The sequence below is a fragment of the Rhizobium sp. BK661 genome, from assembly GCF_024808825.1.
In the GTDB taxonomy this organism is placed as follows: Bacteria; Pseudomonadota; Alphaproteobacteria; order Rhizobiales; family Rhizobiaceae; genus Rhizobium.
The window spans coordinates 1188917-1215298 of the sequence record NZ_JANTYT010000001.1; the positions used below are offsets into that span (position 1 = coordinate 1188917).

The 26382-nt window shown below is 63.4% G+C and carries 31 protein-coding genes; 24 read left to right on the plus strand and 7 right to left on the minus strand.

Features of this window, described 5'->3' with window-relative positions; translation table 11 throughout:
• Positions 1 to 41: 41 nt before the first annotated feature.
• Positions 42 to 2180 (minus strand): transglycosylase domain-containing protein, encoded by a 2139-nt coding sequence (locus tag FHX16_RS05805; protein WP_183859632.1) that lies wholly within the window; start codon positions 2178 to 2180, stop codon positions 42 to 44.
• Positions 2181 to 2363: 183 nt separating this feature from the next.
• Here FHX16_RS05805 and FHX16_RS05810 point away from each other — a divergent pair, with 183 nt between their 5' ends.
• Complete coding sequence (locus FHX16_RS05810) at positions 2364 to 2852, plus strand: YcgN family cysteine cluster protein (protein WP_183860723.1); 489 nt, start codon at positions 2364 to 2366, stop codon at positions 2850 to 2852.
• Positions 2853 to 2859: 7 nt separating this feature from the next.
• Here FHX16_RS05810 and FHX16_RS05815 read toward each other — a convergent pair whose 3' ends face one another.
• Positions 2860 to 3414, minus strand: coding sequence for a TetR family transcriptional regulator (locus FHX16_RS05815; RefSeq protein ID WP_183859630.1), 555 nt, complete (start codon positions 3412 to 3414; stop codon positions 2860 to 2862).
• 102 nt (positions 3415 to 3516) lie between these two features.
• Between FHX16_RS05815 and FHX16_RS05820 the strand changes: the two genes are divergently transcribed.
• Complete coding sequence (locus FHX16_RS05820; RefSeq protein ID WP_259126772.1) at positions 3517 to 4428, plus strand: SDR family oxidoreductase; 912 nt, start codon at positions 3517 to 3519, stop codon at positions 4426 to 4428.
• Positions 4429 to 4434: 6 nt separating this feature from the next.
• Here FHX16_RS05820 and FHX16_RS05825 read toward each other — a convergent pair whose 3' ends face one another.
• Positions 4435 to 4779, minus strand: a complete 345-nt coding sequence (locus tag FHX16_RS05825; RefSeq protein ID WP_183859610.1) for an MmcQ/YjbR family DNA-binding protein — start codon at positions 4777 to 4779, stop codon at positions 4435 to 4437.
• 253 nt (positions 4780 to 5032) lie between these two features.
• Between FHX16_RS05825 and FHX16_RS05830 the strand changes: the two genes are divergently transcribed.
• Complete coding sequence (locus tag FHX16_RS05830; protein ID WP_183859608.1) at positions 5033 to 5602, plus strand: hypothetical protein; 570 nt, start codon at positions 5033 to 5035, stop codon at positions 5600 to 5602.
• Between the two features lie 43 nt (positions 5603 to 5645).
• Positions 5646 to 7112: a DNA-packaging protein gene (locus FHX16_RS05835; protein WP_183859606.1), complete on the plus strand. Its 1467-nt coding sequence runs from the start codon at positions 5646 to 5648 to the stop codon at positions 7110 to 7112.
• A gap of 4 nt (positions 7113 to 7116) precedes the next feature.
• Here the strand turns inward: FHX16_RS05835 and FHX16_RS05840 are convergent, their stop codons facing one another.
• Positions 7117 to 7248 carry a hypothetical protein gene (locus tag FHX16_RS05840; protein ID WP_259126774.1) on the minus strand — a complete coding sequence of 44 codons (132 nt, stop codon included), beginning with the start codon at positions 7246 to 7248 and terminating at the stop codon, positions 7117 to 7119.
• A gap of 150 nt (positions 7249 to 7398) precedes the next feature.
• Between FHX16_RS05840 and FHX16_RS05845 the strand changes: the two genes are divergently transcribed.
• Together FHX16_RS05845 and FHX16_RS05850 are read left to right on the plus strand one after the other, a co-directional pair.
• Positions 7399 to 8085, plus strand: a complete 687-nt coding sequence (locus FHX16_RS05845; RefSeq protein WP_183859604.1) for a glycoside hydrolase family 19 protein — start codon at positions 7399 to 7401, stop codon at positions 8083 to 8085.
• Between the two features lie 19 nt (positions 8086 to 8104).
• Positions 8105 to 8413, plus strand: a complete 309-nt coding sequence (locus FHX16_RS05850) for a Dabb family protein (RefSeq protein ID WP_183859602.1) — start codon at positions 8105 to 8107, stop codon at positions 8411 to 8413.
• A 52-nt stretch (positions 8414 to 8465) separates the two neighbouring features.
• Here FHX16_RS05850 and FHX16_RS05855 read toward each other — a convergent pair whose 3' ends face one another.
• Positions 8466 to 9446, minus strand: a complete 981-nt coding sequence (locus tag FHX16_RS05855; RefSeq protein ID WP_259126775.1) for an SDR family oxidoreductase — start codon at positions 9444 to 9446, stop codon at positions 8466 to 8468.
• A gap of 235 nt (positions 9447 to 9681) precedes the next feature.
• On the opposite strand from FHX16_RS05855, the gene FHX16_RS05860 reads away from it, so the two are divergent.
• From FHX16_RS05860 to FHX16_RS05895, 8 genes are all read left to right on the plus strand, one after another.
• Positions 9682 to 10938, plus strand: a complete 1257-nt coding sequence (locus FHX16_RS05860) for a sensor domain-containing diguanylate cyclase (protein ID WP_183859598.1) — start codon at positions 9682 to 9684, stop codon at positions 10936 to 10938.
• Positions 10939 to 11010: 72 nt separating this feature from the next.
• Complete coding sequence (locus FHX16_RS05865) at positions 11011 to 12168, plus strand: phage portal protein (protein ID WP_183859596.1); 1158 nt, start codon at positions 11011 to 11013, stop codon at positions 12166 to 12168.
• A 172-nt stretch (positions 12169 to 12340) separates the two neighbouring features.
• Entirely contained in the window at positions 12341 to 12658 is a 318-nt protein-coding gene (locus tag FHX16_RS05870; RefSeq protein ID WP_259126776.1) for a DUF6107 family protein, read from the plus strand.
• Between the two features lie 35 nt (positions 12659 to 12693).
• Positions 12694 to 13278 (plus strand): HK97 family phage prohead protease, encoded by a 585-nt coding sequence (locus tag FHX16_RS05875; protein WP_183859592.1) that lies wholly within the window; start codon positions 12694 to 12696, stop codon positions 13276 to 13278.
• An 11-nt stretch (positions 13279 to 13289) separates the two neighbouring features.
• Entirely contained in the window at positions 13290 to 14549 is a 1260-nt protein-coding gene (locus FHX16_RS05880; RefSeq protein WP_259126777.1) for a phage major capsid protein, read from the plus strand.
• Positions 14550 to 14624: 75 nt separating this feature from the next.
• On the plus strand, positions 14625 to 15194 hold the full coding sequence (locus tag FHX16_RS05885) for a head-tail connector protein (protein ID WP_259126778.1): 570 nt from the start codon (positions 14625 to 14627) through the stop codon (positions 15192 to 15194).
• Positions 15194 to 15529 (plus strand): phage head closure protein, encoded by a 336-nt coding sequence (locus tag FHX16_RS05890; protein ID WP_259126780.1) that lies wholly within the window; start codon positions 15194 to 15196, stop codon positions 15527 to 15529. The genes FHX16_RS05885 and FHX16_RS05890 overlap by 1 nt, the downstream gene beginning before the upstream one ends.
• A 100-nt stretch (positions 15530 to 15629) precedes the next feature.
• Positions 15630 to 16049, plus strand: coding sequence for a DUF3168 domain-containing protein (locus FHX16_RS05895; protein ID WP_259126782.1), 420 nt, complete (start codon positions 15630 to 15632; stop codon positions 16047 to 16049).
• A gap of 4 nt (positions 16050 to 16053) precedes the next feature.
• Here FHX16_RS05895 and FHX16_RS05900 read toward each other — a convergent pair whose 3' ends face one another.
• Positions 16054 to 16446: a GFA family protein gene (locus FHX16_RS05900; RefSeq protein WP_259126783.1), complete on the minus strand. Its 393-nt coding sequence runs from the start codon at positions 16444 to 16446 to the stop codon at positions 16054 to 16056.
• Between the two features lie 98 nt (positions 16447 to 16544).
• Positions 16545 to 17759 carry an MFS transporter gene (locus tag FHX16_RS05905; protein ID WP_259126824.1) on the minus strand — a complete coding sequence of 405 codons (1215 nt, stop codon included), beginning with the start codon at positions 17757 to 17759 and terminating at the stop codon, positions 16545 to 16547.
• A gap of 238 nt (positions 17760 to 17997) precedes the next feature.
• Here FHX16_RS05905 and FHX16_RS05910 point away from each other — a divergent pair, with 238 nt between their 5' ends.
• The 10 genes from FHX16_RS05910 (at position 17998) to FHX16_RS05955 (ending at position 26346) form a co-directional block, all read left to right on the plus strand.
• Positions 17998 to 18642, plus strand: coding sequence for an HAD family hydrolase (locus FHX16_RS05910; RefSeq protein WP_259126785.1), 645 nt, complete (start codon positions 17998 to 18000; stop codon positions 18640 to 18642).
• Between the two features lie 79 nt (positions 18643 to 18721).
• Positions 18722 to 19129, plus strand: coding sequence for a phage major tail protein, TP901-1 family (locus FHX16_RS05915; protein WP_259126786.1), 408 nt, complete (start codon positions 18722 to 18724; stop codon positions 19127 to 19129).
• Positions 19126 to 19485 carry a gene transfer agent family protein gene (locus tag FHX16_RS05920; RefSeq protein WP_259126826.1) on the plus strand — a complete coding sequence of 120 codons (360 nt, stop codon included), beginning with the start codon at positions 19126 to 19128 and terminating at the stop codon, positions 19483 to 19485. Before FHX16_RS05915 ends, FHX16_RS05920 begins: the two co-directional genes overlap by 4 nt.
• Positions 19407 to 19730, plus strand: coding sequence for a rcc01693 family protein (locus FHX16_RS05925; protein ID WP_210296583.1), 324 nt, complete (start codon positions 19407 to 19409; stop codon positions 19728 to 19730). Before FHX16_RS05920 ends, FHX16_RS05925 begins: the two co-directional genes overlap by 79 nt.
• Entirely contained in the window at positions 19720 to 20265 is a 546-nt protein-coding gene (locus FHX16_RS05930) for a phage tail tape measure protein (RefSeq protein WP_183859575.1), read from the plus strand. The genes FHX16_RS05925 and FHX16_RS05930 overlap by 11 nt, the downstream gene beginning before the upstream one ends.
• Before the next feature lie 7 nt (positions 20266 to 20272).
• A complete protein-coding gene (locus FHX16_RS05935) occupies positions 20273 to 20914 on the plus strand; it encodes a TIGR02217 family protein (RefSeq protein WP_183859573.1) in 642 nt (213 codons plus the stop codon).
• Positions 20911 to 21795, plus strand: a complete 885-nt coding sequence (locus FHX16_RS05940; protein WP_183859571.1) for a DUF2163 domain-containing protein — start codon at positions 20911 to 20913, stop codon at positions 21793 to 21795. The genes FHX16_RS05935 and FHX16_RS05940 overlap by 4 nt, the downstream gene beginning before the upstream one ends.
• Positions 21792 to 22241: an NlpC/P60 family protein gene (locus FHX16_RS05945; protein WP_183751800.1), complete on the plus strand. Its 450-nt coding sequence runs from the start codon at positions 21792 to 21794 to the stop codon at positions 22239 to 22241. Before FHX16_RS05940 ends, FHX16_RS05945 begins: the two co-directional genes overlap by 4 nt.
• A gap of 33 nt (positions 22242 to 22274) precedes the next feature.
• Positions 22275 to 26108 (plus strand): glycoside hydrolase/phage tail family protein, encoded by a 3834-nt coding sequence (locus tag FHX16_RS05950; protein WP_259126788.1) that lies wholly within the window; start codon positions 22275 to 22277, stop codon positions 26106 to 26108.
• Positions 26109 to 26130: 22 nt separating this feature from the next.
• Positions 26131 to 26346 (plus strand): hypothetical protein, encoded by a 216-nt coding sequence (locus tag FHX16_RS05955; protein ID WP_114712099.1) that lies wholly within the window; start codon positions 26131 to 26133, stop codon positions 26344 to 26346.
• The last annotated feature ends 36 nt before the right edge of the window (positions 26347 to 26382 follow it).

The following is a 26382-nucleotide window of genomic DNA, read 5'->3' on the forward strand; positions in this document are numbered from 1 at the left end:
TCCGGATTGTCCGGCGGCGGCTAAGGTCAAGCCAGTGGATCTCAGTCGGCGCTCGCCACCTTCTGCGCCGCCAGCGGCGGGGCCGTCTTCAGCGCTTGCCCAAGATCCTTGATAATGCGGGTTGACTCGACCGAGAGCATCCGCGGACGAACGAGGGGAGCCGGGCTGCCTTCCTCCGGCTTGGCTGCGGCAACGGTCTTGGCGTTCTTGTCGGGCGGCAGCGGCTGCGTGCCGGGGATCTGCCGAAGCGTGATGCCCTGATGGGCATAATCCATGGCGCGCTTGAAGGTCATGGCGGGCAGCGAGCCGCCGGTCATCTTGTTGGTCGAGGTGTAGTCGTCGTTGCCGAACCAGACGGCGGCCGTGTAGTTGCCGGTATAGCCGATGAACCAGGCGTCACGATAAGCCTGCGTCGTGCCGGTCTTGCCGGCGGTGAGGATGCCGTTGTCGAGCGCGGCCTTTCGCGCCGTGCCGACATAGGGCACCCGCGACAGCATCTGGTTCATGTAGGTATCGGCCTTTTCGGAGAGCACCCGCTTGGCGGGCGGCTCGTCACGGTCGAAGTCGTAGAGAACGTCGCCGCCGTAGTCGAGGACCTGGGTGATGCCGTGGCGGCGAGACTGGTAGCCGCCTGCCGGGAAGACGGCATAGGCGGTCGCCTGGTCGAGCACGGTCACCTCGGAGGTGCCGATCGGGATGGTCACGTCGTCACGCACCGGCGATTCCACGCCGAGGTTCTTCGCCATGGCGCGGATCGGCTGGATTCCGAGCTTCTCCTTGGCAAGCCGCACCGGAATGGTGTTGATCGACTGGGCGATGGCGGTCGCGATGGTGACGCGGCCGGCATATTTGTTGGCGTAGTTGTGCGGGCTCCAGTTGCCCCAGTAGATCGGCGCATCGACGACGATGGTATCCGGCGTCATGCCGCTCTCCATCGCCACCGAATAGGTATAGACCTTGAACGACGAGCCCGGCTGGCGCAGCGCCTTGGTGGCGCGATTGAACTGGCTCTCGCCATAATCACGGCCGCCGACCATGGCGCGCACAGCGCCACCGTTCTCGAGCACGACCATCGCGCCCTGCTTGGCGTGGTAGCTCTCGCCATATTCACGCAGCGACGTCTCGACGGAATCTTCGGCCGCGCTCTGCAGGCCCATGTCGATCGTGGTCCGAACGACGAGCGAATGCTGGTGGAAGCGCGGCGATAGTCGCATCACCTCGTCGAAGGCCCAGTCGAGGAAGAAGTCGGGCGATTCCACCTGGTTGCGGTCGACGACTGTCGCCGGGTTGCGTCGGGCGGCGATCACCTGGCCCTCGGTCATCAACCCGCTTTGCACGAGGTTGGTCAGCACCTCGTTGGCGCGGCCGCGCGCTGCCGGCAGGTTGACGTGCGGCGCGTATTTGGCCGGCGCCTTGAACAGGCCGGCGAGCATGGCGGATTCGGCCAGATTGACGTCGGTGATGCTCTTGCCAAAATAGAACTGCGCCGCCGCCGCCGCACCGAACGTGCCGCCACCCATATAGGCGCGGTCGAGATAGGTGGAGAGGATCTCCTTCTTGGAAAGGTTGGCTTCGAGCCACAGCGCCAGGAAGGCTTCGGTGATCTTTCGGTCGATCGAGCGTTCGTTGGAAAGGAACAGGTTCTTGGCGAGTTGCTGCGTGAGCGTCGAACCGCCCTGCACGACTTCGCCGGCCTGGGCGTTGGTCACAACCGCACGGAAGAGGCCGATGACGTCGATGCCGAAATGGTCGAAGAAGCGCCGGTCCTCGGTTGCAAGCACCGATTTGATCAGCGCGTCAGGCAACTCGTCGATCGGCACGGAATTCTGGTGGATGACGCCGCGATGGCCGATGACGTTGCCATAGCGATCGAGGAAGGTAACGGCGTAGTCGCCGCGATTGCGCCAATCTTCCTTGGTAGCCTCGAAGGCAGGCTGGGCAAGGGCAAGCATCAGCACGGCGCCGACGGAGCCCCATGTCAGACCTTCGCCGGCCAGTTCGAAGACGATGCGCTTCCAGCCGCGAACGCGGAAGCGGCGGAAGAAGATGGTGATGTCTTCCCAGATCTCGGCGGAGCGGAAACCGGCGTTCCAGATGGTCGAATCGATCCACGAGTCGATCTTCAAAAGCAGGTGGCGTTGCTTGCGCGGCCGTTTTTCTGGATTGTCCGGATCCGTCACGTCTTATATTCCCGCCCGATCAGTTCGACGCCGGACGAACCTGACGCCGGACTATGGCAAATCTGCCGACAGTGCCCCGGAGTAACCGGAGCTTGGTGAATCATTGGTTGATTTGCCTGACAAGAACAAGAGAAATGGAAGCTCTCACGCGATTTTGCGCGGAGCTGTTGCAAGAACGGAATGATGGACGAAATACCCTTCTGGAAGACGAAGACGCTCGCCGAGATGACGATGGCCGAATGGGAGAGCGTATGTGACGGCTGTGGCCTCTGTTGTCTCAACAAACTCGAGGAGTGGGATAGCGGCGATATCTACTTCACCTCGATCCGCTGCAAGCTGCTCGACGATCAAAGCTGTCGCTGTTCGTCCTACGAGAACCGGTGGGACTTCGTGCCCGATTGCGTCCAGCTCACCAAGGAAAACGTCGACGAGATCGCCTGGCTGCCGCCGACCTGCGGTTACCGGCTGATCAACGAGGGCCGCGATCTCTACTGGTGGCATCCGCTGGTGTCGGGCGATCCCGAGACCGTGCATGCCGCCGGTATTTCGGCGCGAGGCCGGACGATCAGCGAAACCGAGGTCAAGGTCGACGACTTCGAGGATTACGTGGTGGATTGGCCGCTGACGGTGGGCGACGAAGTGCAAGCGCAGGCGCCGGAGACTGCCAAGTAGCACCGAGCTAGGTGAGCGAGCTAAGAAATCGCCTTAGCTCGCCGCGCACATAGTCCTCGATCGAGCCCTGTGGCTCGAAACCCCACCAGAGCAGGCAGCCCTGCCATTGGGAGAGCATCAGCCGTCCAACACGAGTTTTACCTTGGGCGCCGAGGCATCGGTCGAGCGCTGTGGCCAGTGTCTTTCCCCAGGCCGCGCCGCGGGCGCGCAACGCGGGATCGCGCAGATCCTCCCTAAGGACGAGCAGGCCTTCCGCGTAAGATGCGGCATCCTCGCCGTAATCCTTGGAAAGTCCGGCGAGCAGGTCGATGGCGCCCTCGGGCGTTTGGGGAACAGACTGGACCAGCCGGGCCGTTTCCATGTCCAGCCGGTCCCAGGCACGCAACAGGCAGGCCCGCAGCATTGCTGCCTTGGTGCCGAAGCGCTGCACCAACGTCGAGCCCGAGAGACCGCTGATCTTCGCCACCGCGCCGAAGCTTGCCGCATCGGGGCCTTCCGCATGGACGAGCCCGAGCACCATGTCGAGAAGCTGTTCGTCCGAAAGCGTGCGGGGGCGCGGCATGAAGTTTCCTCTTGCGTTCACGATGAATATGAACGAACGTTCGTTTATATTCAAGCTGAATGGTGAAAATCCAGTGGCGTGCTCTGGTGTGGAGGACAAGCAATGGCAGTGCTTTCAGGAAAGATTGCCCTCGTGGCCGGCGGCACGCGCGGTGCCGGTCGCGGCATTGCCGTGGAACTCGGCGCCGCCGGCGCCACCGTCTACGTTACCGGCCGCACGACGCGGGCACAGCAGTCGGAATATGGCCGCCCGGAGACGATCGAGGAGACGGCGGAGATGGTGACCGCTGCGGGCGGGGAGGGGATCGCCGTTCGCGTCGATCATACCGTGCCGGCCGAGGTCGAGATGCTGGTCGAGCGCATCCGCCGCGAACAGGGTTGGCTCGATATCCTGGTCAACGATATCTGGGGCGGCGAGCACCTGACGGAATGGAACAAGCCGGTCTGGGAGCACTCGCTGGACAAGGGGCTGCACATGCTGCGGCTGGCGATCGACACGCATCTGATCACCGCGCATTTTGCGCTGGCGCTGATGATCGAGCGTCCCGGAGGGGTGCTGGTCGAACTGACCGACGGCACCGCCGAATACAACGCGACCCACTACCGCCTCTGCCCCTATTACGATCTCGTCAAGACGGGCGTGATCCGCATGGCCTGGGCGCACGCCAAGGATCTCGCCCCGCATGGCGCAACCGCGGTGGCGTTGACGCCCGGCTGGATGCGTTCGGAAATGATGCTCGATATCTTCAGCGTCACCGAGGAGAACTGGCGCGACGCGACATCAGTGCAGCCGCATTTCGTCATCTCCGAGACGCCGCGCTTCACTGGCCGGGCGGTGGCAGCCCTTGCCGCCGATCCGGAACGCGCGCGTTGGAACGGCCAGTCGCTGTCGAGCGGCGGGCTTGCGAAGGTCTACGGCTTTGACGACCTGGACGGCTCCAGACCGGACTGCTGGCGCTACATGGAAGAGGTGATGGAGGCGGGCAAACCCGCCGACGCCACCGGCTACCGTTGAATCAGTTTAGCCGGAGGGGATGATAACGAACTGTCTTTGCAGCGTTTTCGGCGCCGCGTTCTGCCACGACCTGCGTACCAGATCCTGCACCAGTTCGTCGCTCGCCTTGCCGTAGAAGAGCCGGGTCGAGCCGCGCTGCCCCCAGCCGCCCGGGACGGCGGCCGTATCGTCGGGCGCCACCGCTAACGTCATATGCTGCTGGTCCGGCGTCAGGCGGACGACACAGTAGTCCTGCTCCGGCATCGTCAGGAATATCTTGCTGCGCACGCGGAAATCGCGGGTGCCATGATGCGTGCTCTCCACCGCCTCCGGCAGGCTGAGCGCAAAGGAAATGAGCTCTTCCTGGTTCATGACGTTAAAATTAGCACATGCTGATGGAGGCAGACCAATCAGAAAAACTCAAGCAGCCGGTACTTTCGGAAAATTTTCAGCAGATAGGAAAATAATCCTTGACGGCGTGACGGTCGCTTGATAGGGTTATGGCATAGTCGGAAAGTTGCGGGCGCGGCGAAGTGCTGGCCCCAAGCTTTCCGGATCTGCAAGCCGGGCGTTCGACCCGGCTTTTGTATTTCTGGCCGCCAGGCAGCCGTCAGCGAGGGTCCCGATGATCGATATCGAGAGTTTCGAACCAGAGCTTTACGGCTTCTGGCCGCAGAGACGTGCTTATGGCGATCTGCTGCATCATGAAGCGGATGACGCCCAGGCGAGGGCGGCGGCTGAGGCCTATTTCCTTGAGATCAAGTCCGGTCCGGCCTCACCTGCCGAGGAGCTGCGGGTCCTGCTCAACGAGATGACGGCGGAGATGCGCGACCAGTTCATCGCTTTCCGCGAATTGCGACGGGCTGCGGAAGCGACTTGCTCAGGCGGCGACGAGGCAGCGGCAAAGCTTGCGCGGGCCGATCTGAAGGCGGCGACCGATGCGATGTCGCTGATCGTGCGCACGCTGGAGAAGGTCGATCAGCTGCAGCGGCAGACCGCGCGCGACCGCGAGCTGGCCGCGGAAGAGAATGACGCTGCGATGGGGCTTGAAGATGCGAAGAAGCGGTTTCTTGAGCGCATCGACGAGCTGGCGGAACAGCGGGCGCGGCAACTGCTTGCCGAGTGGCAGGTTACCGGTCCTCCCGGTCAAGGTGACGCCGCTGCCGGCGACGCTCGCCAAGCCGATACCGGCTAAGGGTCAAGTGTCGCGGTCTCTCCGGCGCCGGCTTGAGAAAACCATGGCACGGCATGGCAAGGAGATGACCTTCATCGCAGCGGAACGGACAACGGTTCGGACGGTCGTGGCGGCCGGTGTGCAGCAGGGCGCGACCCTGGCGACGGAGATGAGCCCAGCGGCGATGCCGCTCGCAACCTCCGGGCCCTCGTGTCCGACCGAGGTTGATCGGCTGGACGGGGCTGCGGGACCGGCGGAGCGGATGCCCATGGATGACCCCCTGGTTCGCTTTGCCGACGAGCGTGGGCTCTGGAACCCGCTCGACGGTCTCTGGAGTTTTTCCGGCCGTCTCGAACAGCAGCCGCCGGCGGGCGACTGGCGCACCTGGCTGATCCTCGGTGGGCGCGGCTCCGGCAAGACGCGGGCAGGGGCCGAATGGATTCATGCGCTGGCGAGCGCGGAACGGCGTTCCGATCTGCGCATCGCCTTGATTGCCGAAACGCTCGGCGACGCGCGCGAGGTGATGATCGATGGTGTCTCCGGTATCTGCCGAATCGCGCGGCGGGGATGCCCGGAGTTCGAGATTTCCCGGCGCAGGCTCGTCTGGCCGAATGGCGCGGTGGCACAGATCTTCTCGTCCGAGGATCCGGAAAGTCTGCGCGGCCCGCAGTTTCATTTTGCCTGGTGCGACGAGCTGGCGAAATGGAAGCATGGGCAGGAGACATGGGACATGCTGCAGTTCGGCCTGCGCCTCGGCAGTTTTCCGCGCCAGCTGGTGACGACGACGCCGAGGCCGGTGCCGCTGCTGAAGGAATTGATCGCTGATGCAGGCACGCGGCTGACACGGATCAGCACGCTTGCCAATGCGGCCAATCTGGCGCCGGGTTTTATCGATGCGCTGGCGCACCGCTACGGCGGCACGCGGCTCGGGCGTCAGGAACTCGACGGTGAACTGATTGAGGATCGCGAAGACGCGCTGTGGCGGCGCGAGATGATCGAGGCTGCCACGATCCGCTTCACTGGAGAGTTGAGACGTGTCGTGGTGGCGGTCGATCCGCCGGCGGCGGCCGGCGCGCAGTCCTGCTGCGGCATTGTCGTGGCGGGGCTGGAGGCGTCGGGGCGTGCGGTGGTGCTTGCCGATTGTTCGGTTCAGGGCGCAAGCCCGGCCGGTTGGGCGAGCGCGGTGGTCCGCGCCTACAGGCGCTTTTCGGCGGACCGGGTCGTGGCCGAAATCAACCAGGGCGGTGACATGGTGGCATCGATGCTAAGGAGTATCGACGAGAGCCTGCCGGTCTCGACCGTGCGCGCGACGCGCGGTAAATACTTGAGGGCTGAACCAGTCGCGGCACTCTACGAGCAGGGGCGGGTTGCCCATGCCGGGAGGTTTGTCGCGCTGGAAGACCAGATGTGCGACTTTGGTCCGGACGGGCTTTCGTCGGGCCGTTCGCCAGACCGGCTGGACGCGCTGGTCTGGGCGTTGACGGCACTGATGCTGGAGGGACATGGAGAGCCCCGGGTGAGGGGCGTCTGAAGGACTAGCGTTGAGGTTGCTGTTGTGCCGGGCGCGGCGCTTGCTGCTCCGGGCGAACCTGACGCCATTCGTTTTCGAGCTGGTCGACGACATGCTGGGGAATGGTCGGCTGATTGCTGTTGGCCGGCTGCTGCATGCTCTCCTCCAAGGGCTTGATTTAACGGTGAGTTAATCACTGGCACGGCTTAAACTGCGTGTAAATCAGGCGCTTAAACACTTTAAACGATTGAATTAATTTTAATCGATTGAGGCGTACAACGCCGTACCACTTTTTGAGGCGGTTACTATGGTTATCCACATCGACAGGCCCTTCTTCTTCGACACGGTGCGCGACGCGCTGTTCAAGGGAACGCTTAATCAGCCTCAGGTGGAGGGGATGACGGCGATTCTCGATTTCTGGGAATCGCGGATGCCGGATGCCGATCCGCGTTGGCTCGCCTACATCCTGGCGACGGCCTACCACGAGACGGCCTTTACGATGCAGCCGGTGCGCGAGACACTGGCGGCTACCGACGCCCGGGCGATCGAGATCCTGGAGAACGCCTATGCGTCAGGCAAGCTCTCCTGGGTGAAGACGCCTTACTGGCGCCCTGACGAGGACGGCAAGAGCTGGCTTGGCCGCGGCCTGGTGCAGCTCACTCACAAGCGGAATTACGAGGCCATGAGCAAACTGACAGGCATCGACCTGGTCGCGGAGCCGGACCGGGCGATGGAGATGGATGCCGCCGTTTCGATCCTGATCGAAGGCATGGTGCGGGGCTCCTTTGCCAATCACAAGCTCGCCGACCACCTGAACGAGACGACGGATGATTGGGTTAATGCCCGCCGCATCGTCAATGGCACCGATAGGGCGGAAAAGCTCGCCGGCTACGGCAAGACGTTCCTTGCTGCCATCCGCCACGAACAGCCGGCGGGATGGCTTGCGCGGTTGAAGGGCTGGCTCCCGCGTGCTATCGCGCGGGTCTTCGGCTAGACCCTGACAGGAGTTCCGCGTGATCCGCCACATCGTCTTCTTCACAGCGCCCGCGGAGCAACTGGAAAAGGTGCGCGCCGGCCTGTCGATCCTGACGGCGATCCCGCATGCGCGGCTGCTGGAGATCGGAACCAACATCAAGACCGACCAGCTCGGCACTGACGTCGACCTCGTGGTCTACGGCGAATTCGACGATGAAGCCGCGCTTGCAGCCTACAAGGCGCATCCAGACTACCAGCGCTCCATCGACCTCGTGCGCCCGATCCGCGAAATGCGGATGGCGGCGGATTACGAGAGCGACGCGGCGGTGAAGCGGCCGCTGCGGTAATGCCGCTGCGGCCTGCTCTTCACGTTACAGAGGCGGAAGGCAACAAACGAGCCTAGCCAAGAGCACTCTGCTCGGCGCAAATCCTGTCGATCAGAACATCGAGTTCACCCTTCGGCGGGCGATTTTGGGCGAGGCGCTGCTTCAGGTGCATGATCGGTTCCGCAAGGATCTCATCCAGACTTTCGGCACAGGTGAAGTCACCCGCCACCTTCTTGACCTTGGAGTTGTCGAAGATCGCAGTCCAGGCCTTGTCGCCGATCAGGGGACCTTCCCAGGCCGGATTATACTTGATCAGGGTCTCGGTCGGTACGTGAACGATCTTGGCCTCGACGCCGAGCAGTCTGCCGATCGCCCTTTGGATATCGTTCCAGATGTGCGCACGGTCGGACGTAATGTGGAAGATCTCGCGAAGTGCGGCCTGCTTGCCGAAAAGTCCGACGAAAGGTACCGCGAAATCGACAGAGCGGGTCAGCGTCCAGGGCGTGTGGCCATCGCCGGCGACAATGGTGGGGTCGCCGTCCAGCATGCGTCTTGCCATGACGTCGCTATCGCCCATCATGATCGGCAGTCCGGTGCGGACGGTGTGGCTGGGGCGAACGATCGTCCAGGCGAGGTTCTCGGATTGCTTGAGCAATTCCTCACAGGCGATCTTGGCCTGGCTGTAGGGCCAGTACGGATTGATCGCCGGCGTCTTCTCGGTGATCACGTAATGACGAGCCGGCTTCTCGTAGACCGAGGCCGAGGAGATGAAAATGTACTGGCCGCAATGGCCTGAAAACACTTCGATATCGCGCGCAATCTGGTCGGGCGTGAAGGCGATGAACTGGCACACGACATCGTAGTTGGCCTTGGCGAGCTCCGCGTATTCCGGCGACCCAAGTTCGCCGACGATCGAGGTCACGCCTGCAGGCAAGGGGTCTTGTCTCAGGCCGCGGTTGAAGATGCTGACATGATGACCCTCGGCAACGGCGCGCTCGACGCACGGGTAAGAGATTTGGCCGGTGCCGCCAATGAAAAGAACATTCAAAGCCATGTGGGGACCTCAGTAGGTGACGGGCGGGATCAGGGTCACCTTCATAGCGCGAAAGGGCGTGGGCGTCTTGCGCAAATCTGGCGAGGCTATGGCGTCCCGGACGGCAAGCAGGCAGGCCTGCCTCTCCCGTCCCACTCTGACAAGCCATCGATATTGTGATGGGGAAAGCGGTATTGAATTTCTTCACGAATGTATGAGACGCATGCTATCTCAGCTGGGCTAGGAGCGATGCTGCATGGTGGTTGTGAGGGCTTTCGGGACATCGTCCTTGGACGCGAAAAAGCGGGAAATCGAGCGTCTCGCGGCGCTGGAGCAGCTTGACCTCCTCGATACCCCGAAGGACGAAGGCTTCGAGCGCATCGTGCGCCTGATAAAGGAGATCTTCGCGGTCGACATCGGCCTGGTGTCTCTCATCGACGCGCATCGGCAATGGTACAAGGCGTGTTCCGGTCTGGCGGCGGACGAGGTTCCGCTTGAAGATACCTTCTGCCGCTACGTGGTCGACCGCGAGGAGCCGATTGTCGTGCAGGACGCTACGCGCGATCCGCGGTTCGCGCACAATCCGGCCGTAACGGGAGAAAGCCACGTTCGGTTTTACGCTGGCGTGCCTTTGAAAACCAAGGGTGGCCACGTTATCGGAACGGTATGTGCGATCGATCGCCGCCCCAGATCATTCAGTTCCAGGGACCTTTTTGTTCTCCACGAACTGGCGGGCGTCGCGATGGACCGGATCGAGCTGCTGCAGTCGGCAGCAACCGACAGCCTCACGGGCACGCTTACCCGCCGCGCCTTCCGGCAGGAGGCCGATCAACTTCTGTCGCTTGCCTTGAGACATCAGCATGACCTGTCCTGCATTGTTCTGGACATCGACCGCTTCAAGAGCGTCAACGACACCCATGGCCACGCCGTGGGGGATCAGGTGCTTCATGCGGTCACTGAAACGTGCAAGGCGAACCTGCGGGTGGGAGATCTGTTCGGCCGGCTCGGGGGCGAGGAGTTTGCCATTCTCCTTCCGCATATCAATCGCGAAGGGGCAGTCGCCGTCGCCGAAAAGGTAAGGATGGCGATCGCGTGCCTGCCGATCCGAGGAGCTTTCGGCGAATTGAACGTGACGGCAAGTTTCGGCGTTTCGGCGCTTTCGATCATCACCAGGGATATCGAGACGCTGTTGGCTCAGGCCGATGCCGCGATGTACCACGCCAAGCACAACGGTCGAAACCGATGCGTGTCGTGGAACTCCATCGGTGCTGATGGTCCGACCGGCTCTCGCCGTCGCGTTCTGAAAGCAGGGTCCATCATGTTCAATGACCGCCGCTCGACGATCGATTGCACCATAAGGTCGCTCGGCACCGACAGCGCGGGGCTCTCCGTCTCCAGTTCCGCTGGCATACCTCCGGAATTCGTCCTGATGATCAAGGGCGAGGGTTTCGAGACCAAATGCCGGATCGTGGCGCAGGACCGGCAAACCATAGAAGTCGCCTTCAAGGCCTGATCGGGCTTCACCTGCGATTGGCTGTCATCACGCCACAGGCTCGAGAGTCCGCCTAACTCCAGGATACCAACCATGAGATTGAGATCATTGCTGCCGTGGGGCTCCGCGGCGGGTCGCAAAGCCGTGCCTGAGACGAAGACCGCGGGCGGCTTCATGTCGTTGACCGCGGAAGGGCGGGCGAGCTGGACTGGCCGCTCATACGCCGCCCTGTCGCGCGAGGGCTTCATGAAGAACCCGGTCGCGCATCGCAGCGTCCGGCTGATTGCTGAAGCCGCCGCCTCGGTGCCGTGGCTGCTCTACGAGGGCGATCGCGAGCGACCGGATCATGCGGTGCAGTCGCTGCTTGGGCAGCCGAACGGGCGCATGAGTGGGCCTGATTTCTTCGAGGCGCTCTACGGACATCTGCTTCTGTCAGGCAACGCCTATGTCGAGCCGCTGCTGGTCGGCGGCAGCCTGCGCGAACTGCATCTGCTGCGGCCTGATCGCATCGGCATCGTCGAAGGCAGGGACGGGTGGCCCGAGGCCTATGATTATCGTGCCGGCGGTTCCGTGCGCCGATTTCCGGCCGAGACGGAAGGGCTGGGTCTGCTGCACCTGAAGCTCTTCCATCCGCTCGACGATCATCTCGGTTTCCCGCCGCTGGCAGCGGCTCAGGTGGCGCTCGATCTCTCCAATGCAGCCGCGACATGGAACAAGGCGCTGCTCGATAATTCGGCCCGCCCGTCAGGCGCGCTGGTCTACCAGCCGAAGGAGGGCGGCAATCTCTCGCCCGACCAGTACGAGCGGCTGAAACAGGAACTCGACGAGGGCTATTCCGGCCCGATGCGCGCCGGACGTCCGCTGCTTTTGGAAGGCGGGCTCGACTGGAAGTCGATGGGGTTGTCACCGAAGGACATGGATTTCGTCGAGGCGCGCAATGGCGCCGCCCGCGACATCGCACTCGCCTTCGGCGTGCCGCCAATGCTGCTCGGCATTCCCGGCGACAACACCTACGCCAATTATCAGGAAGCGAACCGCGCCTTCTACCGGCTGACAGTGCTGCCGATGCTGACGCGCACCGCCGCCTCGCTCTCGGCCTGGCTCTCCGGCCACTACGAGGATCGTCTGCGGCTGGAGCCCGATCTCGACAAGGTCGCCGGGCTGGCGGCCGAGCGCGATCAGCTGTGGACGCGGGTGGGAAGCGCAGCCTTCCTGACCGACGAGGAGAAGCGGCAGGCAGTGGGGTACTGAACGCCTGCGCCGGCGCATGAATCAAACTCTGAGCGCCTGGACTCAATATTCAAACAAACCCACCCAAGCGGTTCAAAAGATTCGCTGAAATGCGGGGACGACACGCTGAAATCGGCGGCGCCAAGTCGCGACTGCGGCTGATTTTTCCTGCCTTCAACCAAGGATCCCTGCGATGACAGACCTTTCCAACGATGCCGGGCTCTGGGCGACCAGGGCGCTCGGTGCGTCGGCGGGGGCGGCGGTGTCGCTCGTCTACCTCCTGCCGAAAAGCCGGCGGGAGGCCGCCAGCCGCTTCTTCACCGGCCTTGCCTGCGGCACGATCTTCGGCGGGCCGACCGGTATCTGGATTGCCGAAAGGCTGGCGCTGGCGGATCGCCTCTCGGCCTCCGAGATCGTGCTGTCTGGATCAGCGGCGGCAAGCCTCTGCGCCTGGTGGGGTCTCGGCATCCTGTCGCGCATCGCCGGGCGATACGGTGCCCGCGGGCGCTAGCCCGCAAGCCCATTCCAACAAACGAGGAGAGCATCATGACCGCAAGCCGCGCGCTGGCGCGATCACCCATGGGCGCGGATACGCGCAAGTTCGCCAATCTGGAGCTCAGGGGGCTGAAGCGCGACGGCAGCTTTTCCGGCTATGCCAGCGTCTTCGGCGAAGTCGATCTCGGCAAGGATGCGATCGAGCGCGGCGCCTTTCGCAAGTCCTTGGCCGAGCGCGGTGCGGGCGGGGTGCGTATGCTCTTCCAGCATGACCCGGCCGAACCGATCGGCGCGTGGAAGACGATCCGCGAGGACAGCCGCGGCCTCTATGTCGAGGGCATGCTCGCCGAGGGTGTCTCCCGGGCACGCGAGGTGCATCAGCTCCTGAAGAACGGCGCGCTCGACGGGCTTTCGATCGGTTTCCGCACCGTGCGCGCCAAGACCGATGCGAAGTCGGGCGTGCGCCGCATCCTCGAAGCCGACCTCTGGGAGATCTCTGTTGTGACTTTCCCGATGCTGCCTTCGGCGCGCGTCCAGAACATCAAGAATGCGCGGTGGTTCCGCGACAAGGAGACCGAGCTTGTCCGCGCCATGCGCCGGGCCGCCCGGATGATGCTGACAGAAACCTTCAGATAGGAAAACGGGACATGACCGACATGCATGAGACAGGTTCGCGGATCGCGCCGGAGATCAAGGCGGCGCCTGAGATGACGGCTGCCTTCGACGAGTTCATGGAGGCGTTCGAAGCCTTCAAGGATACCAATGACCGCCGCCTCGGTGAGATCGAGGAAAAGCTGACGGCCGATGTCGTCACCCGCGACAAGATGGACCGCATCACGAGGGCGATGGACGAGCAGAAGAAGGTGCTCGACCAGCTGGCGCTGAAGAAGGCGCGGCCGCCGCTCGGGCGTGGCAGCGCAAACGGCGTCGAGGCCAACGAGCACAAGGCGGCGTTCGAGCAGTATATCCGCCGCGGCGACGAGGCCGGCTTGCGCGAGCTCGAGGCCAAGGCGATGTCGGCGGGATCAGGGAGCGACGGCGGCTATTTCGTGCCGCCCGAGACGGACACCGAGATCGGCCGTCGCCTCTCCGTCGTCTCGCCGATCCGCTCGCTTGCGACCGTCCGCCAGGTCTCCTGCTCGGTTCTGAAGAAGCCGTTCGCGACCTCGGGCATGGCGGCCGGCTGGGTGGCCGAAGCGGCGGCCCGCCCGCAGACATCAAGCGCGCAGCTTGCCGAACTCTCCTTCCCGACCATGGAACTGTACGCCATGCCGGCGGCAACGCAGGCGCTGCTCGACGATGTCGCCGTCGATATCGAGGCCTGGATCTCGAGCGAGGTCGATACCGTCTTTGCCGAGCAGGAGGGCACGGCCTTCGTCAATGGCGACGGCACCAACAAGCCGAAGGGCTTCCTCGCCTATACCGCGGTCGCCGACAGCGCCTGGAGCTGGGGCAATCTCGGCTATATCGCGACGGGTGCCGCGGGCGCCTTCAAGACGACGGGTGCCTCCGACACCCTGATCGATACGATCTACTCGCTGAAGGCCGGACATCGCCAGAACGCCAACTTCGTCATGAACCGCAAGACGCAGGCCGAAGTCCGCAAGCTGAAGGATGGCGACGGCCGCTATCTCTGGCAGCCGCCGGCAACGGCGGGCGAGGCGGCTTCGCTCGTTGGCTTCCCTGTTGTCGAGGCCGAGGACATGCCCGATATCGCAGCCAATGCGCTGTCGATCGCCTTCGGCGACTTCCGCGCCGGCTATCTCGTCGTCGACCGCACCGGCGTTCGCGTGCTGCGCGATCCCTATTCCGCCAAGCCCTATGTGCTCTTCTACACGACCAAGCGTGTCGGTGGTGGGGTGCAGAACTTCGAGGCGATCAAGCTCATCAAGTTCGCCGTGAGCTGATCCTAGGCAAGGCGGGTGCGGCTGCCCGCATCCGCCTGCCGAAAATGCCTGCGCCACACCAATCCAGGATCGTCAATGACCTATGCACTGATTACCCCGCCTGACGCGGAAGCGCTGACGCTTGCCGAAGTGAAGGCCCATCTGCGGCTCGACGACGGCAGCGAAGACGCGCTGCTGGCCTCGCTGATCCGCGTCGCCCGCGAGCATCTGGAGCGCACGACGGGCCTCTGCCTGATCACGCAGGTCTGGCGGCTCCATCTTGAATCGATACATGAAGATCGTGTGATTCAGATTGCCAAGGGGCCTGTGCAAGCCATTGAAAGCCTGAATGTTTACGATGAAGCGGGCGAGGAAGTGGTCTTGCCCGCGACCGGCCATGTGCTCGACGGCAATGCCCGGCCGGCGCGTCTGGTGCTTGATCGGAATGTGGATTCTGCCATCGCCGCGAACGGCATCGAGATCGATTTTTCCGCCGGCTTCGGCGAGAGCGGTGCCGAGGTGCCTGATACGCTGAAGCGGGCGATGCTGATGCATGTCGCCCAGATGTTCGCCTTCAGGGGTGCCGTGGCAGTCGAGGATCAGCCGGCGGACATTCCTGTCGGTTATGACCGGCTGGTCGCACCGTTCTTGATCCGGAGGCTCTGATGCGATCCGTCTTCTTCGATCCGGGGCAGATGACGGCTCGGCTTGAACTGGAGGCACCGGAAGAAGCGCCGGACGGACAGGGCGGTGCCAACGTTGCCTTTACCGCTGTTGCCTCGGTGTGGGCGCGGATCGAGCCGCTGGCCGAAGTACGGGAAGAGCGGGCCGGTTCAGATGTCTTCACGCTGACACATCGCATCTGGCTACGGTTCCGCACCGACATAAGGGCCGGGATGCGACTGCGCAAGGGCGACCGGCTGTTCGCCATAGGCACCTGGCGCGACCCTGATGAAACCGGCCGCTATCTCTGCTGCCTCTGCGAGGAGGAAGGACGATGAACACCGCCATGGCGATCACACTCCGCGATTTGGCGGAGATCCTGGCGCGGCTGTCGCGAGGGGGGTGCCGCAAGGCCGCGGGCAAAGAGAGGTGGGAGCGATGAGCGCAGCCAATGAACTGCTGACGGCGATCCATGCACGCCTGACCGGCGATGCCGAGCTTCTCGGCATGATCGGTGAGGACGGTATCCGCGATCGGCTGGTGACCGGACGAAAGCTTCCTTGCGTGCTGATTGGAGAACTCGTCAGCAACGACTATTCGACCTCGACCGAGAGAGGCGAGGAGCATCTGTTGTCGCTCGAAATCTGGGTCGACGTGGGTGGGCGAAGGCAGGCGCAGCTGGTGGCCTCGCGTCTCCACGCCCTGCTGCAGGATGCGGCGCTCGATCCTGGCGAGCACCACCTCGTCAGCCTGTTGCATGTCAGGACACAGAGCCGGCGGGAACCGAAGACGAAGCTGTATGTTGCCGAACTGCGCTTTCGGGCTGTCACGGAGCCGATTGCCGCCGTTACGGCGTAGCGGGCTACTCCTCGAAACGGCTCGTGGCGTCGCGATCGCGTTCGTAATGTCTCGACAACGGAAAAGGTGGCAGCCACGACTCGCGGCGGATGGTCCAGAGTTCGTAAGTTGGCTGCAACTGGTCGGGAGCATCGAGCGATCCGAGGTTCACCTCGACTTCATCTCCGGAGCGCCCGAAAACCGGGGAGCCGCAGTGGGGGCAGAAGAACCGCCCGTCGTACGCACCTGTTTCGCCTTCGATCGTCACCGCATCTTGGGGAAAGATCGCCGATGCATGGAAAAGCGCGCCGTGATGCTTGCGGCAGTCGAGACAATGGCAAATGCCGACCCGATAGGGGCGTCCGGTTGCGACAAGGCGGACATTGCCGCAGCGGCAGCCGCCGGTGAAACGGTCCATGTTGCTTCTCCTCCACGATCAGGCGGTGGACCGCCTTGCAATGAAGATGGAGTGGCGGCTGCAAATGTCCCGTCCATTGCGGCAGCTGCCTTCATCACTCAGGCCGGTTGGTACACCCTGGTCGCCGCTTTGACCTGTGCAGCCAGCATCAGCACGAAGCCCAGCGAGATGACGGCGAGCGCGGCGCAGGTGGCGATTGCGGTTCCGGCACCGGCGCGATCGAGGATCGCCGTGAAAACGACGGGCGCGATGGCGTTGGCGAGGTTCTGCGGCAGCGACAGGCGGGCCGATTGCAGCCCGAATTCGCGCGGCGAGAACAGCGCGAGCGGCAGCAGCGCGCGGGCGACGGTCATGACACCGGAGCCGAAGCCGTAGAGCAGGATGAAGCTGATCAGAAGCGGCGTCGAGGGCGGTATCACCAGCATCATCAGGAAGCTCGATACCATCAGGCTCACGCCCATCGCGGCGCTGAGGATCGGATTGCCGCGACGCCCGAGGAGCATGTCCAGAAAGCGGGCCGAGACGCCGATCACGCCGCGCGCCGAACCGAGCTGCAGCGCCAGCGCCGGTGAGGCGCCGGACTGGCGCAGTATTTCAAGCAGCGATGGCGATACGCCGAAAGTCACGAAAGTCGATATCGTCGTTGCGGCGGCAATCAGCAGGAAGGCCTTGCGTTGTCCCGCTGGCGAAAGCGGCACCGGCGTTTCCTGTGCGGCGGCGCCGTCGGCGGTGAAGGCGATCGGCTTCGGCAGGGCGAAAACATGCAGCGGCAGGCAGACAAAGAGCTGCAGAGCCGCGCAGATGAGAAACGTCATGCGCCAACCGGCGGTCGCGTTGAGCTGGCTGAGGATCGGCCAGAAGATCGCGCTCGAAAGGCCGGTGAACAGCATCAGGATGGCAATCACCCGTTTGCTGTCGGGGCCGGCGCGCTCGACGACGGCGGTATAGGCCGGAGCGGAAAGGCCGAAGGCGCCACCGGCGCCGATGGCGATCCAGGCAAGCCCATAGAGGACGATGCCGTGCGCGGCTGACAACAGCAACAGGCCGATCGTGAAGGTAATCGAGGCGGCGGCGAGCACGCGCGCGGCTCCATGTCGGACGAGCAGGCGGCCGGTCGTCGGGCCGGCGAGGGCACTGACAACCATCATGATGCTGAGCCCACCGAAGACCACCTCGTTCGGCAAGCCGAGATCCGGCGCGATGACGCGCCCCATGACACCGAGCATGTCGAAGGTGGTGCCCCAGCCAATCAGCTGCGTGACGGCAAGCACGGCAATCGTCTGCACCGAGCGCAGGGGGATGGATCGAGACATGAGGCGGGCTTTGACGCGAATGGGGTAGGGGCGGGCAAGGTCGTAGCAGCTTCGCCGACTGGTTGAAAGTGACAAGTGGATGACACCTACGGGCGCCGGCTGCGCCTGTTTTCTCTGTCGGAGCTGCCGCTCAGGAGGGAACCGATCGCAGCGTCGAGCACAATCGACCATTGTGGTTGCGTGGCGGTACTATTGGCGTAAGTTGTGTTGGATTGCGATTCAACAAAGCGAGTGGGCGGTGAAAATCTTCTTCGATGTCGACGGTGTGCTGATCGATGGATGGCACGCCAATCCGGAACTGCGCAAGCCTTGGGATATGACAATCGAAGACGATCTGGGTGTGGATCGCGATGCGTTCCAACAGCTCTTTTTCGGAACGCCTGGCGATCGCTCCCAAAGCCGGATGTTTGCATGCGTGACTGGGCAAAGCGATTTGAAGACAGCGCTTGCCGAAGTGCTTCCGCAGGTTGGCTATGCCGGCAGCGTGAGCTCTTTCATGCCGTATTGGTTTGAAAAAGATTCAAATCTCAATGCATCGGTTATTGAGCTGGTGTCCGAGCTGCGCCGGGCAGCCGATATGAAGCTGTATCTGGCAACCGGCCAGGAACATTTCCGCGCACGATATTTGTGGAACGACCTTGGCCTTTCCAGGCTCTTCGACGGCATTTTCTACAGCGCCGAGATCGGTCATCCCAAAAAGGATATCCGTTTCTTCGAGGCTATCAACGCCGCATTGGGGATTTCCGGCGATGAGCGCCCGCTGTTTTTCGACGATCAGCCCGAGATTGTAGCGCTGGCGGCGCAGGCGGGATGGGACGGCACGGCCTACTGCAGTGAGCAGGACATCCGGCGCCATCCGCGCCTGCGCGAATGGTGGCTGTAAGGGACAACACACCGGAGCGAGGCTCCCATTTGGAACTGCACGACGGCGCCTTCGGGCGCCATGTCGAAAGGATCGGACGATGGTGGCGCAGAAGGGCAAGGACCTGCTCCTGAAGATATTCAACGGCACGGCTTACGAAACGGTAGCAGGGCTGCGGTCGAAACGGCTGGCATTCAACGCTGAAACCGTCGACGTCACCGACGCCGAGAGCGCCGGGCGCTGGCGTGAGCTGCTGGGTGGCGCCGGCGTGCAGCGCGCGTCGGTCTCGGGCGCCGGCATCTTCAAGGATGCAGCCTCCGATGGCCTGGTGCGGAATGCCTTCTTCAACGCGTCGATCCTGAGCTGGCAGATCATCGTCCCCGGTTTCGGCATGGTGACGGGACCGTTCCAGGCGAGCGCGCTCGAATATTCCGGCCAGTATAACGGCGAGGTGATGTTCGAGCTGGCGCTGGAGTCGGCCGGCGCCATCAGCTTCGAGGCGCTCTGACGCGGGCGGCGGGTGCAAGGGCGAACCGGCGCCGCGGCGAGATCGAGGCTGTCATCGATGGTGAACAGCGGATCCTTTGCCTGACGCTCGGCGCGTTGGCGGAACTGGAGACAGCGTTTTCCGCGGACAATCTCGTGGGTCTGGCCGAGCGCTTCTCGCGCGGACAGCTGAAGGCAGCCGACATGATCCGCATCATCGGCGCCGGCCTTCGCGGCGGCGGCAATCTCTATTCCGATCAGGAAGTGGCGGAGGCCAGCATCGATGGCGGCATTGCCGGTTGCGCTGTTGTCGTCGGCAACCTGCTTGCCGCGACATTCATCGGGGAGAGCGCGGAGATTGCCGCGCGCCCCCTTTAGCCGCAGCAGATATCGAGGCCGATCGCGCGACGCCTTTCCCCTGGGCGCGCGTCCTCCACGTCGGCCTCTGTCTGCTGCGGCTGCCTCCCGCAATCTTCTGGACAATGACACCCGTCGAATTTCACGCCGTTGCCGGTGGATTGGCGCCGCGCAGCGCCGTCGCCCGGGCCGATCTCGGCGCGCTGATGGCGCAATTTCCGGACGGCCTGACACCCTCGAAACGAAGGAACGATCATGGAGACTGACGACGCCGACCTCTCCGCCATGGCCGTGCAGGCCGAAACCCTGCAACGTACGCTCGATGGCCTAGAGACCCGCTCGCGCTCGTTCGGCTCGGCGCTGTCGAGCGCGCTGCGCAGTGCTGCCGATGGCGGCAAGGGCCTCGATGATGTGCTGCGCAGCCTCGGCAATCGGCTCGCCGATATCGCGCTGTCGGCCGGATTGAAGCCGCTGGAGACGATGATCTCGGGCGCTGCGTCGAACCTTCTCGGCGGTTTCGGCAAGCTCCTGCCTTTCGCCGATGGCGGCGTGGTTTCGCAGCCGACCTACTTCCCGATGGGCGGCAACATGGGCCTGATGGGCGAGGCTGGCAGCGAGGCGATCCTGCCGCTGAAACGGGGCGCCGATGGTGCGCTCGGCGTTGCTGCGTCAGGCGGATCGGCCGGCCCGCAGATCGTCTTCAACGTCACGACTTCGGATGCGCAGAGCTTTCAGAAGAGCGAAGCGCAGATCTCTGCGATGCTGGCGCGCACGGCGATGCGCGGCCAGCGCAACCTTTGAGGCAATCATGGCAAACGGCTTCCACGAGGTGCGCTTTCCGCTGCGCCTGTCGCTCTCGACGAGCGGCGGCCCTGTCAGGCGCACCGACATCGTCAACCTTTCCAACGGCCGCGAAAGCCGCAACAGCCGCTGGCGCGATGCGCGGCGCAGCTACGATGCGGGCTCTGGGCTGCGCTCTTTCACCGATCTCTATGAGGTCCTGGAGTTTTTCGAGGCGCGCAGCGGTGAACTCTATGGGTTTCGCTTTCGCGATCCGGTCGATTGGACGACTGGGCGACCGGATGTGCCGGTGACGGCATTCGATCAGCTTATCGGCACCGGAGACGGCACGACGGCGAGCTTTCAGCTTGCCAAGACCTACGGAGACGCGGCCGCGAGCACCGTTCGAACCATCCGCAAGCCGGCGGCAGACTCGGTGATCGTTGCCGTGGATGGCGTCGAGCAAGGCCCTTCCGCCTTTGCCTGCGATGCCGCGACTGGCCTCGTCAGCTTTGCTGCCGGTCATATTCCTGCTGCGGGTGCTGCCATTACCGCAGGCTTCGAATTCGATGTGCCGGTTCGCTTCGCGACGGGTCGGATCGACGTCAATCTGTCGGCCTTCAACACCGGACGGATCCCGACAATTCCGCTGACGGAGATTGTACCGTGAGAACCATCGACCCATCTCTGGCGATGCATCTCGATTGCGACGCGACGACACTTTGCCATGCCTGGCGAGTGATGAGGCGAGATGGCGTCGTCCTCGGTTTTACCGAGCATGACCACGACCTCGCCTTCGCCGATACCAGCTTCACCGCTGCCAGTGGCTTCTCTGCAAGTGCGACCGAGGAGGAGGCCGGTCTCCCGGAGGCGACCAGCGACGTTGCGGGCGGCTTCTCCAGCGATGCGATCACCGAGGACGACCTTCAACGCGGCGCCTATGACGGCGCCCGCGTGGAGGTTTTCCTCGTCAACTGGTCGGTGCCCGCGCAGCACTTGCTGATCAAGGTGCAGGAAATCGGCGAGGTCGTTCGCGATGCCGGTCAGTTTCGTGCCGAGCTTCGAAGCTTTGCCCATCGCCTGAACCAGCCGCAGGGGCGCGTCTACGGCAGGCGTTGTGATGCGGCGCTTGGGGACGGCAGGTGCGGTGTCGATCTGGCCCAGCCGCAGTTTCGCGCTGAAGGCATCGTGGTGCTGGTGCGTGATGAAAGCCATATCCAGGTTTCCGGTATCGGCAGCTTGGGCGACGGCTTCTTCCGTTTCGGGGAACTGGCTTTTCTTGATGGCGTAGCCGAGGGGCAAGGCGGGATCGCCGAGTCGTATTCTGAGACGGAAGGCGAGGTGACATTGTGGCTGCCGCTGACCGTCCTGCCTGAGATCGGCGACCGGGTCCGGTTGACGGCCGGATGCGACAAGGCTTTTGCCACCTGCCGAACAAAGTTTTCCAACCAACTGAATTTTCAAGGGTTTCCGCACATACCAGGTGCAGACTTCGCGTACACCTACGCCGATGACGAGACCGTTCACGACGGGAGCGCGCTGTTCAAATGAGACCCTTTGCAGAGAAGGTGCTGAACGCTGCCGAGAGCTGGATCGGAACGCCCTATCGCCACCAGGCGTCGACCAAAAGCGTCGGGTGCGATTGTCTCGGCTTGATCCGTGGCGTGTGGCGGGACGTCTATGGCGACGAACCGGAACTCCCGCCGCCCTATGCGCCTGACTGGGCCGAGCGCAGCGGCACGGACCGCCTGATGGCTGCGGCGCTGAAACACTTCGGAACGCCGCTGCCGCTGACGCAAGCGCAGCCGGGCGATGTGCTGCTGTTCCGCTGGCGGCCGGATATGGCGGCGAAGCATGCCGGCATTCTCGCCGGCGAACGGCAATTCATCCATGCCTATGAGCAGGCTTCGGTCGTCTGTTCGCCGCTGGTGCCGAGTTGGCGCAGGCGGATTGTGGCTGTGTTTCGCTTTCCCGAACGTTGCTCCGTTTCCGGCTGAAGCCGGCAATTCCTCTTCATTTTCCGGTGGTTCATGGCAACACTTCTCTTTCAAGCGGCCGGCGCTGCTCTCGGCAGTGTCTTCGGCCCGGTTGGCGCTGTCATCGGCCGCGCAGCCGGCGCGCTCGCCGGAAGCGTCGTCGATCACGCCTTGCTTTCCCGCAGCTCGACGGTTCGCGGGGCGCACCTTTCGACGGCGCGCATCCCCGGCGCAGACGAAGGGACGGCGATCAACAGGGTTTACGGAACGGCACGCGTGGGCGGAACGCTGATCTGGGCGACACGCTTCGAGGAGCAGGTGACGAGCGAGCGCAGGGGCGGAAAGTCGTCGAGTGGCGCGCGGGTCGAGACATTCCGCTACTTTGCCAATCTGGCGATCGGGCTTAGCGAGGGACCTGTCGCCTGTGTTCGCCGGGTCTGGGCTGATGGCAAGGAGCTCGACCTGACGCAGATCGAGATGCGGTTCTATCCCGGGGATCGTGATCAGCAGCCGGATCCCTTGATCGAGGCGAAGCAGGGAGCGGGCATGGCGCCCGCCTATCGCGGGCTTGCCTATGTCGTCTTCGAGCGGTTGCCGTTGGATTCCTATGGTAACCGCATTCCTTTGCTGCAGTTCGAGGTGATCCGCCCGATCGGCACGCTGGAAAACCAGATCAAGGCTGTCTGCATCATTCCCGGCGCGACCGAGCATGGTTATCGCACGGTCGCCGTCTCCGAAAGCACCGGGGCAGGCAGCGCGCGAGTCCTGAACCGCAACAGCCTGCAGGGGCTGACCGACTGGGAGGTCTCGATCGACGAGCTGACGGCGCTCTGCCCAAATCTCGAGCGTGTTGCGCTTGTCGTCTCATGGTTCGGGACCGACCTGCGCGCGGGCGAATGTCAGATCCTGCCGGGCGTGGAAGTGTCGGCGCGCAACGAAAGCAGCCCATGGTCGGTCTCCGGCTACTTGCGCGGAACCGCTCACCTTGTCAGCAGGAGCGGCGGCGGTCCCGCCTATGGCGGCACGCCCGACGACGCGAGTGTTGTCTCGGCAATTGCCGATCTCAAGGCGCGTGGGTTGGCGGTCTACCTCTATCCCTTCGTGATGATGGATATTCCAGCCGGCAACAGCCTCCCGGATCCCTATGGGGCTTCGGCTCAGCCTTCCTATCCCTGGCGAGGGCGGATCACCTGCTATCCGGCGATTGGCCAGGTGGAAACCGTGGACCGGACCGCAGAGGCTGCAGGCCAACTGTCCGCCTTCACCGGGGCGGCGCAGGCAACCGATTTTTTCGTTGACGGGCAGCGTGTGACCTATGTCGGCGGCGAGGCCAGTTGCCGCCGCTTCATCCTGCACTACGCGCAACTGGCAAAGGCGGCGGGTGGTGTCGACGGGTTCATTGTCGGATCGGAATTGCGCGGGCTGACGCAGGTGCGCGATGGAGCCAACAGCTTTCCATTCGTCGCGGCGCTGACGGCTCTCGCAGCCGATGTGAAGTCGCTCCTGCCGGCGACGAAACTGACTTACGGTGCCGATTGGAGCGAATACTTCGGCTACCATCCGCAGGATGGAAGCGGCGACGTCTATTTCAACCTCGATCCGCTCTGGTCGTCGCCGGCGATCGATGCCATCGGCATCGACAACTACATGCCACTGGCGGACTGGCGGGACGACGATCTCGCGAACGCCAATCCTGATGGTTTCCGGACCGGCGATGACTTCCGGGCGTTGACCACCGCGATCACTGCAGGCGAGGGTTTCGATTGGTATTACGCGAGCGATGCGGCTCGCCGGGCGAGGCAGCGTAGTCCGATTTCGGACGAGCTTGTCGGAAAGCCTTGGGTTTTCCGCTACAAGGATATCGCGGGTTGGTGGTCCGATCAGCATCATGAGCGGATCGGCGGCGTGGAAATCCCGACGCCGACATCGTGGCTTCCGCGCAGCAAGCCTGTCTGGTTCACCGAACTAGGCTGCGGTGCCATCGACAAGGGCGCAAACCAACCGAACATCTTTGCCGATCCCAAGTCCGCGGAAAGTGCTGTTCCCTACTTTTCCAACCGTACGCGCGCCGACACCATGCAGCGGCGTTTTCTGGAGGCCCATCACACGTGGTGGGGCGGTGGCGGTCCTCTGGCCGGAATGGTCGATCCGGCGCACCTTTTCGTCTGGTCGTGGGACGCGCGGCCCTTTCCTGCCTTTCCGCAGAATACCTCGACATGGAACGACGGTGCCAACTGGCGTATCGGACATTGGCTGAACGGCAGGCTCGGCAGCGGCACGCTGGCTGAGGTGGTGGCTGCTCTGCTGCGAGATCACGGCTTTGACAATTTCGACGTGTCTGAGGTGAGCGGCGATCTGTTGGGATATGTGCAGGGGGATATCGCATCCGCGCGCAGGCTGATCGAGCCGCTCCTGGAAGCGTTTCAGATCGATGCGATCGAGGATGCGGGGCGTCTGCGCTTCCGGTCGCGCATGTGGGCGAGCCTGCCGGCGCTGCCGGTCGACATTCTTGTGGACCGCGAAGACGAGCCGCTATGGCAGGAAACGCGTGGTCATGACAGTGATTTTGCGGCTGAAGCCCTGCTGAGCTTCTACAATCCCGACCTCGATTACGAGCAGGCAAGCGCTCGCTCCCATCGCGTGTCGCAATCGACAAATCGGATCATTGAGCAGGACCTCAATGCCGTCATGCCCGAGGAGACGGCGCTTGCCGCCGCCGAGGCATTGCTGCGCGACAATCGCGTTGCCCGGCGGTCCATCCGGTTCTCGCTTCCGCCGAATGAGGTGCGTATCCAGACTGGCGACGTAATTGCGCTGCCCGGACCACCGGGCCGGTTCCTGATCAGCCGCGTCGAGGATGGTGAGGCACGCCGGGTGGAGGCGCGCGAATTCGCCTCGTCTGTCGGCAGTACGGCGGGGACGATTGCCGCCGGAAAGCCGAGCGGCGAGGGCGGCTCGAACCTGTTTTCCCCGATCGTCCACTTGATTGACCTGCCGCGGTTCGATGGCAACGATCCGTCGAGCTATGCCCGGGGCGCAGTCTTTGCAAAACCGTGGACGACGGTCGGGCTGTCGTCGTCTCCCACGAGCGAAGGTTACAAGGGTAGGGTGCTGCTCGATCGGCCGGCGCGGATCGGCACGTTGACAAGTGCGCTTGCGGCAGGGGTTATCGGCCGCTTCGACTGGTCGCGACCGCTTGAACTCGATCTGTCCTATGGCGGCCTCGCCTCGGCACCTGCGACTTCAGTCCTGAACGGCGCCAACCTTCTGGCGGTCTTGTCGGTCCGCAATGTCTGGGAAGTCCTGGCGTTCCGAGAGGCCGAGGAGATATCGCGCGGGCGTTGGGCGCTGCGCGGCTTGCTGCGGGGGCTTGCCGGCACGGAGGATGCGATGTTTTCGGGGGCAGCAGTCGGATCGGCCGTTGTGCTGCTCGACGAGGCGGTGAAACCGCTTGGCCTCGGCAGCGACGAAATGGGCCTGCGATTGAATTGGATTGCCGAAACGGCCTCATCGACGGGGAAGACAGGTCCCTTCGCCTTCGAGGGCGGGTTGCGGGCGCAGACGCCGCTTGCCCCCGTCCACATCCGATGCGCACGCGGCGACAACGGCGTGAAGATCACCTGGATCAGGCGCGGGCGCGACAGCGCCGACAGTTGGCTCGCAGCCGATATTCCCCTCGACGAGCCGTTCGAGCGGTATCGTGTCGAAATTCTGGATGGCGACGTCGTTCTGAGAGCGAACGAATCCGACAGAGCGCAGTGGATCTATCCGTCCGCCGACGAACTTGCCGATTTCGGACAACCGCAAAACAGTCTCAGCCTGCGTATTCGGCAACTGGGCGAACGCGTGCCGCTCGGCATTCCTGCACGCGTGACATGTGCTTTCTAAATTTCATCGTGAAGGAGAGAAGATGATAGATCTGAAGGATTGGTACAGTTCGAAGACCATTTGGGGCGCGCTGATCTCGATCGTCGCATCCGTGTTGCATTTTGCCGGTATCGACCTTGCTGCGGCAGACAAGAGCCAGTTGGTCGACTCGGTCGTCAACATAGCCGGCGCGCTGGGTGGCCTACTTGCCATTTACGGGCGTGTCACTGCCAAGGCGGCGATCAAATCCGCCCCTTAAAGCCGGCGCGGCGAGCGGAAGACATCGTTCGCCGAC